The organism is Winogradskyella ursingii (assembly GCF_013403975.1).
In the GTDB taxonomy this organism is placed as follows: Bacteria; Bacteroidota; Bacteroidia; order Flavobacteriales; family Flavobacteriaceae; genus Winogradskyella; species Winogradskyella ursingii.
The window spans coordinates 1-1306 of record NZ_JABFDH010000015.1 but is presented as its reverse complement, the minus strand read 5'-3'; the positions used below and the strand labels follow the sequence as shown (position 1 = coordinate 1306).

Sequence of the window (1306 nt, the reverse complement as noted above, 5' to 3'; positions counted from 1 at the left end):
TGTCTAGTCCTGAAATATGGCTACAGGTTAAAATTGATTTACGCTGTTAATTTATATACCATATTTGGTGTTTTATAATCTAAAGATAAATGTAATCTTATTTCGTTGTATAGATTAATTGCATTTTTTGTTGCACGTTTAGCGTGTTGTAGGCTATCAAAGGTTTGATCGAGATAAAATTCGTCTTTTAATATACCGTTTACACGTTCTGCCATCGCATTTTCATAACAATGATTCTCTTCTGTCATACTGATTCCTATGTTGTTTCTTTTAAGGATTTGAGTGTATACATTACTGCAATATTGTATTCCTCTGTCGGAATGATGAATAAGACGTTTAATGTTTTTAGCTTGATATAAAGCTTTTTTCAAAGCTCTCACACAACCTTTAAGCTCTAGGCTGTTGCTAATATCATAGCCTACTATTTTGCGACTGTGCATATCTGTTATGAGTGCTAAATAACAAAATCCTTTTATAGTTCTGATGTATGTAATATCACTTACCCAAACTTGGTTAGGTCTTGTTACTTCTAGGTCTTTGATGATATTTTTATACTTGTAGAACCTGTGCAATGAGTTGGTTGTTCTTGAGCTATATTTCTTTCTAAGTGTAAGCATATTGTGTTTTCTAAGTATATTGAATAAAGTGTCTCTGCCTATTTTCAAATTGACATTTGTAAACTCTTCATCCAGTGATCTGGTAAGTTTTCTAACACCTTCTCTAGGAAGGGATCTGCGTCTGTTCTTGACTATGGCGACCACTTTTTTCTCAATCTCTAAACGTTTGTCTACTCTACGTTTGTATTTGTAGTAGGCATCACGTTTAAGACCGAAACAGGCGGTTATAGTGGTCAGAGACGCAAATCCCTTTGACTTTTCTCTGGCCTTTATCAAGGCTTGATACTTAGCTTTTTTTTTAGCTCAAGCACAGATTTATAGCCCAGTTGTTCTGCTGCTACTTCTAGATAAGAATCATCAATAAGCGCATCCATATCTTTTTTCAATAAGAGTTTTTTGAGCTGTTCAATTTCTTTTTGAAGCTGTTTAATGCGAGTTATTTCGTCTTTAGTCTTCACGGTTACTCTGGTGTTCATAAGGTCTTTACGATTGTATTTTTTTATCCACTCATTAATTGTGGAAGGTGCAATACCGTAGGCTTTCCCTAGTTGATACTTGTTTAGTTTTCCTGCGGTTAGTTCGTCCAGAATTTTGAGTTTAAAAGATTCTGAATACCTTCTAATTACTTTGTCATTTTTGTACATAATTGTTTAAGATTATGTAGCCTTTATTCAGGACGGGTCAAAATT

Annotated in this window: 2 protein-coding genes; both read right to left on the bottom strand. The window is 33.9% G+C overall.

Features of this window, described 5'->3' with window-relative positions:
• Window positions 1–38: 38 nt before the first annotated feature.
• Window positions 39–893 carry an IS3 family transposase gene (locus HM983_RS15740; protein WP_246277533.1) on the bottom strand — a complete coding sequence of 285 codons (855 nt, stop codon included), beginning with the start codon at window positions 891–893 and terminating at the stop codon, window positions 39–41.
• Complete coding sequence (locus HM983_RS15735) at window positions 890–1261, bottom strand: transposase (protein ID WP_147864341.1); 372 nt, start codon at window positions 1259–1261, stop codon at window positions 890–892. The genes HM983_RS15740 and HM983_RS15735 overlap by 4 nt, the downstream gene beginning before the upstream one ends.
• Window positions 1262–1306: the final 45 nt, after the last annotated feature.

Coding starts and splice junctions, on each gene's coding strand:
- HM983_RS15735 (WP_147864341.1), bottom strand. CDS start 1,261: ATGTACAAAAATGACAAAGTAATTAGAAGGTATTCAGAATCTTTTAAA.